Annotated in this window: 8 protein-coding genes; 4 read left to right on the top strand and 4 right to left on the bottom strand. The window is 62.8% G+C overall.

Annotation, left to right across the window (positions count from 1 at the left end; translation table 11 throughout):
- The coding region (locus tag ACLBX9_RS05070) for a MucR family transcriptional regulator (RefSeq protein WP_447718144.1) at positions 1–434 on the bottom strand (434 nt) is incomplete at its 3' end.
- A gap of 444 nt (positions 435–878) precedes the next feature.
- Here ACLBX9_RS05070 and ACLBX9_RS05065 point away from each other — a divergent pair.
- From ACLBX9_RS05065 to ACLBX9_RS05055, 3 genes are all read left to right on the top strand, one after another.
- Positions 879–1,331, top strand: coding sequence for a MucR family transcriptional regulator (locus ACLBX9_RS05065; RefSeq protein ID WP_447718145.1), 453 nt, complete (start codon positions 879–881; stop codon positions 1,329–1,331).
- 697 nt (positions 1,332–2,028) lie between these two features.
- Entirely contained in the window at positions 2,029–2,358 is a 330-nt protein-coding gene (locus ACLBX9_RS05060; RefSeq protein WP_447718143.1) for a hypothetical protein, read from the top strand.
- A 21-nt stretch (positions 2,359–2,379) separates the two neighbouring features.
- Positions 2,380–2,646, top strand: coding sequence for a hypothetical protein (locus ACLBX9_RS05055; protein ID WP_447718142.1), 267 nt, complete (start codon positions 2,380–2,382; stop codon positions 2,644–2,646).
- Positions 2,647–3,100: 454 nt separating this feature from the next.
- Here the strand turns inward: ACLBX9_RS05055 and ACLBX9_RS05050 are convergent, their stop codons facing one another.
- Positions 3,101–4,021 carry an MBL fold metallo-hydrolase gene (locus ACLBX9_RS05050; protein ID WP_447718141.1) on the bottom strand — a complete coding sequence of 307 codons (921 nt, stop codon included), beginning with the start codon at positions 4,019–4,021 and terminating at the stop codon, positions 3,101–3,103.
- A 152-nt stretch (positions 4,022–4,173) separates the two neighbouring features.
- On the opposite strand from ACLBX9_RS05050, the gene ACLBX9_RS05045 reads away from it, so the two are divergent.
- Positions 4,174–5,070 (top strand): DUF6282 family protein, encoded by an 897-nt coding sequence (locus ACLBX9_RS05045; protein ID WP_447718140.1) that lies wholly within the window; start codon positions 4,174–4,176, stop codon positions 5,068–5,070.
- A gap of 232 nt (positions 5,071–5,302) precedes the next feature.
- On the opposite strand, the gene ACLBX9_RS05040 is transcribed toward ACLBX9_RS05045, so the two are convergent.
- Together ACLBX9_RS05040 and ACLBX9_RS05035 are read right to left on the bottom strand one after the other, a co-directional pair.
- Positions 5,303–5,842 carry a flavin reductase family protein gene (locus ACLBX9_RS05040; RefSeq protein ID WP_447718139.1) on the bottom strand — a complete coding sequence of 180 codons (540 nt, stop codon included), beginning with the start codon at positions 5,840–5,842 and terminating at the stop codon, positions 5,303–5,305.
- Positions 5,839–7,164 carry an LLM class flavin-dependent oxidoreductase gene (locus ACLBX9_RS05035; RefSeq protein ID WP_447718138.1) on the bottom strand — a complete coding sequence of 442 codons (1,326 nt, stop codon included), beginning with the start codon at positions 7,162–7,164 and terminating at the stop codon, positions 5,839–5,841. The genes ACLBX9_RS05040 and ACLBX9_RS05035 overlap by 4 nt, the downstream gene beginning before the upstream one ends.
- Positions 7,165–7,204: the final 40 nt, after the last annotated feature.

The following is a 7,204-nucleotide window of genomic DNA, read 5'->3' as shown; positions in this document are numbered from 1 at the left end:
CGCTCGGCCATGGCGCCGGGCTGTCCGAGGCCGATGGCCTTGGCGAGGGCGGAGCGCTGCTCGGCGTAGCTGGGGGCGACCATCGGGTAGTCGGCCGGCAGGCCGTAGCGCTCACGGTAGCTCTTCGGGTCGAGGCCGTGGCTGGTGAGGTGGCGCTTGAGCGTCTTGTAGGTCTTGCCGTCGATGAAGCTGACGATGCCGTCGGGCCGGACCGACTTGCGGACCTGGGCCGGGCTCGGCCTGTCGATCTCGGAGACCGCAGTCGTCGCACGCGACACGCCACCTGAAGTCAGCCCCCGAACAGCATCGTGCACGCCCTGAATGAGTTTTGGAAGCTCAGAAACGGGCACGGAGTTGTTAGAAACGTAAGCGGCAACGATGTTACCGACCAGCTCCGCGAAGTCGGGAGCATGCCCTGAGTTTTCTTCTGTCACGTTAACTCTACCAAATGCCGCAAAGGCCACAGGGGACCGCCTGGGCAGCCGATCTAAGTTATGAATTTCGAGACGCGGTCAAGCCCATCGCGATCAATATCATACTCCGGCTCAGATATTCTTGCTCTGAGACCGGGGCAGGGGTTGAAGTCGTCGTGCCGACAAGCGGCTTCGATCAGATCAGCCGCCGGCCGCATGCCGTCCAGACATGCCTATGACGCGAGGCAGCGACTTCAAAAACGACTTCTCTGAAGGTAAGCGAAGTGCAGCGCCCGGATATTTTCTCCATTTTGTCTACTAAGTCGAGACAGATATCTTTGCTCGCGGCTGCGAGCCAATTAAGAGACCGTGGGGCGTTTATGCAGCTTGCTGAGCTGTCGGAGGTTCGAAGTGGAAGAAAACAATCAGATCCTGGACGGTAGCCAGGAACACGGGGGAAGCCAGATGGATCTGGTCGCGCGAACGGCAGATATCGTGTCCGCCTATGTCTCCAACAATCGCGTGCCTCCGGCCGAGATGCCAGCGCTTCTCTCCAGCGTCCATGCTGCGATTGTGGGGCTGAGCAGCCCCCCGGTTGCCGCAGACGTCGGCCCGGAGAAGCCGACGCCAGCCCAGATCCGCAAATCTATCAAGCCCGATGGGCTCATCAGCTTCATCGACGGCAAGCCGTACAAGACGCTGAAGCGGCATCTGACCGGCAACGGCCTGACGATGGACCAGTACCGCGAGCGCTATGGGTTACCGCGGGACTACCCCTCGACGGCAGCCAGCTACTCGGAGCAGCGATCCGCGCTCGCCAAGAGCCTCGGTCTCGGACAGCAGCGTCGGAAGTCGGCGGAGCCCGCTGAACAGCCTTCCAGAACTCGCAAGTCGAAGAGTCCTGCTGCAGCCGAGTGAGGTTGAGGGCATCGCAACAGCTCTGTTGACGCTCAAGACGTCGGCCGGGCGGCCATATCATCACGGCTCGCCCGGCCTCGCGAAGATGCCGACCAAACCAGCCTCTTCTCTGCCATCGTTGATCCCCGGGTCCGGACAGGGATAGTGACGACGGGGCAAAGCCCGGAGGCAATTCGTGAAGCTTCTCGCCGAACACCTGAAGAGAAAGGGCTATCTGGAGTGAAGCGCTCCAAGCGCAAGCCGCCCAACAGCCTGACCCAGCACCTTTCGGACCCGAAGGTGGTGGCCTTCCGGCCGCGAGCTAGCCGGCGTCGCCCCTACAGCTTGTCTAGATCGGCGCAGAAGGTGGCCGTTTCAGTCGTGACTCTCATCGTCGTCGTGCTGTCGGGCGGCTACTTGCTCCGCATCTGGTGATCGCCTTAACCGCCACTTGAAGAGGCGCTGAAAGCGAAGCAATCCTGAGTCGCCCGTCAGGGCTGTGGCCTGTGGATCACGCAAATTCCGAATTGACGAACTGTTAAGATTTTGTGCTGGCCGCCGAACTCAGTCTCTGGGCATCAAGGTCTGCGCACTCTGAGGCTGCCGTCGATGCCGATCCTCCAATACGACCGCTTTCACAGCTACATCGTGGTCGCCTTGGTGATCGGCGGCGGCGCGATGATGGGGGCGGCGTGGTTGTGGGATACCCTTTGACAGCTTGGCTTTCCGGGCACTCGAAGGCGAAGGGGTATCTGAAATGATCCGTATTGCGCTGGCTTCTCTTGTGGTGATCACGGCAGGCTCCGCCAGTCTTGCTCAGGCTCAGCAGGACATTCCGATCCAGCGTGATCTCCAGCGCATGGATCGCCTCGACCAGCGCCTCGGCCGTGACGACACCGGTCAGCAAATCGACCCGAACGTGAGGCCTGACAACCCAGATGGTGTCGTGGGCTTCGACGGACCTCCCTTCAACTACGGCGATCCCGGCGTGATCGGTGACGGTCCCCTCCCTCCTGGGTCGCCGGCTGACGACGACGACTGGTACTGATCCACGCTCACGGAGGTGGCCGTGGAGGACGAGGACCGCGACTTCGAGCACTCGCCGCTGTCCGGCACCTTCAGACAAGATGGCGAGGAGGTGGATGTCGAGATCTACCGGTACGCCGGCACGCAGGATCCCTGGCGGCTCGTCGTGGTCGACCTGTCGTCCGGTCGCCCCACCGCTTGGGCTGAGACCTTCGCGACGGACCAGGAAGCCTACGCGGCTTTTGCGGCGATGGTCGACGCGGATGGCGTCGCACCTTTCACGGGCGCTGCGCCTCCCGTGCGGCACTGAACCATCCGCCGCCTTGTAGAGAAAGCCGACCGGTCAGGTCAGGGTTGCGCGCGCATAGTCCTTTTACCGGCGCGAATGTGCTGGTTCATGATGTAGCCGGGAAGCTGAAGGAGTTGAGCGGCATAATTGCTCGCGAGGGCGGAGTCACAGGTGAAACGCTTAAAGGCGTTGCAGCATGTGCCGCCATGCTCACCGATGCTCTCAAGCTCGCTTCACTGTTTCCTGACCAGTTGTGTGTCGAGGCTGTCGACGGCACTCTCAGATAGCTGCCGGGTCGGCAACTGGAGCGATCCTTGAAGGATCATGAAATGCGCGAATGCGACGGCCGCGTTACAGACGCAGGCGGCCGTTACTCATGAGTGGCGGCTGTTGGCCGAAAGCCGCCGGTCCGCTTCGACGAAGAAGCGCCTTAAGATCGGACGGCCACCTGTTGACCACCGTAGATACTGTGCGCTCAGGCTCTCTCTGTCTTGCTTCGAACATTCACCTTGTCAAAGGCGACGTGGTCTCCGAAGCAGAGGATGCGATTGCACTGCTGCTTCACGAAGGCAACGTCAAGATGATACGAGCCGCTCTCGGCCCATAGCGAGTCGGCTCGACCTTTCACCCATTCGTCAGGCGGTAGCAGCGTCGAAGCCTGGGTGGTCACGTCCCAGATGCAGTAATGATGCGGCACAACTAGCCGCGCGCCAAGTTTGACGGCGATCGCATCGGCCTGCGCATAGCTGAGGACATGCTGCGAGCCGTCCACAGGCAGAAGAAGGATATCGACCTCCCCGAGTTGCTCCCAAACATGATCCGGAGGATTTGGTCGATTGTCACCCCAGTGAAGGATGCGGAGACCCGCCACTTCGATGACCAGAAGGCAATTGTCGAACGATCGCCAGTTGTCCGGCGGTGTGGTCCTCACATTCGTGAGTCGCCGTGTCATCTCCGCCCAATCGTAGGCGTTGTGCGTGCTGTCGGAGACGTGCTTATCGGCGATCCCTGTGATCCGAACGTCGGCAAAGGCGTAAGTACCGATCAACCGATCCAGGATTGTGTGCGCGCTCACTCGGTGGACGCCGTCGTGATCGAAATGAGCGTGGGTGGATAGAACGACGTCTACGGCGATCGCGGGGAAATCGTAGAGGTACCAGTCCCAGTTGCCCCTCGGTGGGTTGCGCCATGGATCAAGAAGCAGAGTCAGCCCGGAAGGGGCTTTGATTCTGAAGGCAGAACCGCCGAAATAGCTGAGTTCGATACCATCGCTGGAGGATGGGACGTCGCCGGACTGCTCCTGCAATGCGATCATATGGTTGTGGTTTTCAGGTTGGCGCCACGCCCACAGCCCTTCTGTTGTCCTGTCCTTCATATCACCCGTCCGTTGTTCCATCGACTCGAAGCTCGTTCGGCTTACGGTCGACGAGGACGCGTCCGTTTTTGATGACGCAGGCTGCCATGTTTGTGCCAAACCGGAAGGCGAGCTGGCGGTAATCCGGCACGTCGAAGATCGCGAAGCCACGCTTGAAAGCCTAGGAGTGATCGATGATCGATGTGCGTGGGTTCTACGACTTGCACCTCCACTCGGCACCGGCGCCCTTCGCGCGGATCGGCGATAGCGCTGATATCGCCCTCTGGTGTGCAGAGGCCGGCATGGCCGGCATCGTGATCAAGAGCCACTTCGAAAGCACGGTATCCAAGGTGCACCACGCGCGCCGCGCGGTCGCGGAGCGTTACCCTGATTTCCGGGTCTTCTCCAGCATCGCGCTTAACCGCGGGGTCGGCGGGGTCAATCCCGGCGCCGTCGATCTGGCCCTACAGCAGGGCGCCAAGATCGTGTGGCTGCCGACCCTCGATGCCAGCAACCACGTCGCGCAGTTCGGAGCCGCCGGCAGTTACGGCTTTGCCGGCATGACCGTGGTCGGCAAGCGCCGCACGGAGCGCCACTACGCCGTCATCGATGCGAATGGACGGCTGACGGATGAGGCGCGCGAGGTGATCGATCTCGTGGCCGACTACGATGCCGTCCTGGCGACCGGCCACGTGTCGCGCGCGGAGATTGCCGCGACGGTCGACTACGCGATCGGGCGAGGGCTGACGAAGATCGTCGTCACGCATCCGGAACTCAGGACACCGGGTCTCGACATCCCGGCCATGGTCGAGTTCGCACAGGCCGGCTGCGTTCTGGAGTTCTGCGCGGTCAACCTGTTTCCGATGTTTCACTGCCTGACGCTCGATGGGCTGATGGAGGCGATCAACGCCGTCACGCCCGCGCGCGCCATCCTGTCGAGCGACGGCGGGCAGCCGTTCCATCCGCGTCCTCACGAGTGCCTGCGCGTCGTCGTCCAGGGCCTGGCCGAAAAGGGCATGCCGGTCGAGACGATCCGAACGCTTTGCGTGGCCAACGCGGAGCGGCTTCTCGGCCTTGAATCGCACGCTTGATCGCGTGATCCGTGAAGAGACTTCGCCATCGGTGGCCCGCCGTGTCTGACCTGCCGTTGCCTTGAGGCGTTTGGCACATCTGGGGATTCGTAGGCGCGCGGTCACCACAGATGACGCGCACGATCTTCGTCGTGTCGCTCATGCGATGAACCGACATTGGCCCACTGCGTCGGTCGTCGCTCGCGATGAAGGACAGGAACCCTCGGGCGATGGTCTAACCGAAGGCGAGCGATCAGGACATCGTTCCGAATCGACCATCGCAGTACAGCAGCGGCGAGAGGTCCGCGTAGTGCGTGGCCACGACCCGGCCGACGAAGATCGTATGGGTGGTGACATCGAACGTCTCGAGGAGCACGCATTCGAGCGCCGCGGTGCAGCCGGCGATGAGGGGGCAACCGATGATCCCGCGGGTGGCCGCAATCTTGTCGAACGGTGCTTCGGCGCGGGTGGCGAAATGTGTCGCCAGTGCCTGCTGACCGGCTGATAGGATATTGAGCGCGAAGCGTCCGCCTGCGTGGATCATACCGTGGGAGCGGTTGGTCTGATTGACTACGACGAGCACTGATGGCGGTGTGGCCGAGACGCTGCAGCACGCGGTCGCAGTCATGCCATTCAGCGCATCGTCACGGCAGCTCGTGACGACGCACACGGAGGCAGCGAGCGTCCTCATCGTCGTCTTAAATTCCTCCTCGCCGACACTGGGCAGATCTCGCAGCGACCTCTGCAGCCTGTACGCCGGCCCGGTATCCATGGAGTCTGGTTCAACGATCATCGCGGTTGAGTTCCAGCGAGGTGATCACGCAGCGTCGTCCCGGAATAGGCGCTGCGGACGAGCTTACGTGTCTGAAGTAGGGGTACGACCCGATCGACGAAGTCGGTGAAGCTATCGGGCAAGAAGGCTGGCGAGATTACGAAGCCGTCGGCGGCGCCGCTCCTGAGAATGTCGGCGAGTTCGTCGGCGACATCCTGCGGCGTGCCCACGAGGCGCGGGCACATCACGCCGCGGCCGTAGATCCGACCGGCCTCGGCGATGGTAATCGGCTTCCCGTCGGCGATGCTCTTGAGCGCGGCGAGGTTGCCCTGGCTGCCTGAGGCTTGGATCGACGCGATGTCCGCGTCGAGCGGCAGGTCCGAGAAGTCGGCGTTGGCGTGTCCGGCGAGCGTCGACAGGCCGACGAGCGGATCGACCAAGGAGTCGTGCAGGTCACGCAGGTCCTCGGCCTCGGCGCGACTGGTGGCGATGAAGGGCATCACCGCCATCATGACCTTGGCGGCGTCAGGACCGCGCCCCTGCGCGGCGAGGTTCGCGGCGATATCACCCTTGAGCGCGCGCATCCGATCGATGTTCGGCTGCAGCGCGAAGATGACCTCCGACCAGCGAGCGGCGAAGGCCTTACCGCGGCCGGACGAGCCGGCCTGGATGATCACCGGCCGCCCCTGCGGCGAGCGCGGAATGTTCAGAGGGCCGCGCGAGCGAAACCAGGTCCCCGCATGCTCGACATGATGTACCTTAGACGGATCGGCGTAGATGCCGTTGGCGCGGTCGAGGATCAGCGCGTCCGGATCCCAACTGTCCCAGAGCTTGAAGGCAAGCTCCATGAACTCGTCGGCGCGGTCGTAGCGCTCGTCGTGGCCGAGATGCTGGACGTTGCCGAAGTTGAGCGCCTCGCCGTCGTTCATCGATGTCACGACATTCCAGGCGGCTCGGCCGTCCGAGAGATGGTCGAGCGTCGCGAACTCCCGAGCCAGACTGTAGGGCGCCTCGTAGGTCGTCGAGCGCGTGGCGCCGAGGCCGATGTGGCGCGTGACCGCCGCGGCCGCGCCGAGGATCGGCAGCGGGTCGAGCCGCGTGGCATCTTGATCGCCATAGCGGATCCCGACCTCGTGGCTGTCGCCGTAGCGGTCGGCGATCGCGAGGCGGTCGGCGAAGAACATCAGGTCAAAGCAGCCGCGCTCTAGCGTCTGCGCGATCTCGGTGTAGTGGCGCAGGCTTAGAAACGGGGTGTCGTGGCGCGGATTCCGCCAGATCGCATGACTATGGACGACCGGCCCGGCGTTCATGAAGCCACACAGGTGCATGATCTCGTTCGGCATGTCTCCTCCGTGTTCTGGATGCCGCGCACACGTGTTCTCT

Source organism: Methylobacterium sp. A49B (genome assembly GCF_053346215.1).
This window is presented reverse-complemented; position numbering and strand designations above follow the sequence as displayed.

What these genes read in the sequence shown, in the direction of transcription:
- ACLBX9_RS05065 (WP_447718145.1), top strand. Translation starts at nt 879, where the DNA reads ATGGATCTGGTCGCGCGAACGGCAGATATCGTGTCCGCCTATGTCTCC.
- ACLBX9_RS05040 (WP_447718139.1), bottom strand. Translation starts at nt 5,842, where the DNA reads ATGATCGTTGAACCAGACTCCATGGATACCGGGCCGGCGTACAGGCTG.
- ACLBX9_RS05045 (WP_447718140.1), top strand. Translation starts at nt 4,174, where the DNA reads ATGATCGATGTGCGTGGGTTCTACGACTTGCACCTCCACTCGGCACCG.
- ACLBX9_RS05050 (WP_447718141.1), bottom strand. Translation starts at nt 4,021, where the DNA reads ATGGAACAACGGACGGGTGATATGAAGGACAGGACAACAGAAGGGCTG.
- ACLBX9_RS05035 (WP_447718138.1), bottom strand. Translation starts at nt 7,164, where the DNA reads ATGCCGAACGAGATCATGCACCTGTGTGGCTTCATGAACGCCGGGCCG.